This is a genomic window from Corallococcus sp. CA041A (assembly GCF_003612075.1).
GTDB classification, from domain to species: Bacteria; Myxococcota; Myxococcia; order Myxococcales; family Myxococcaceae; genus Corallococcus; species Corallococcus exiguus.
The window spans coordinates 1-396 of record NZ_RAWF01000750.1 but is presented as its reverse complement, the minus strand read 5'-3'; the positions used below and the strand labels follow the sequence as shown (position 1 = coordinate 396).

The 396-nt window shown below is 60.1% G+C and carries 1 protein-coding gene; it reads right to left on the bottom strand.

The features are described 5' to 3' along the window. On the bottom strand, positions 1 to 200 hold a 200-nt coding region (locus D7V77_RS42935; protein WP_120581794.1), incomplete at its 3' end, for an SDR family NAD(P)-dependent oxidoreductase. Positions 201 to 396 lie beyond the last annotated feature (196 nt).

Genomic DNA, 396 nt, shown 5'->3' with positions numbered 1-396 from the left:
ACGTCCAGGCGTACGACATGGGCGCTGCCGCCCTTCGATTCGATGTCGGCGCGCAGCTCTTTCAGCCGTTCGACACGGCGCGAGGCCAGCACGACTTTCGCGCCGGCGGCCGCCAGCGTGTGCGCGAAACGTGCGCCCAGGCCGCTCGATGCGCCGGTGATCAGCGCGACTTTGCCTTCCAGATTGATCGACAGACCCATGATGCGTGTTCCCCGTGTGTTGGTTTGGCAGGCGCCCGGCTGCTCGGAAGCAATATCGGCATGTGACTTGAGCGCAGCTTAGCAAAAAATCGAACGATCGTTCAGAAATTTCCCTTGCCGCATCCGGGCGTGTCCCGGACAATGCGGAAAATTCTAATGCAGCAATCCGTCATACCAATAAGCAAACGCCCCTAAC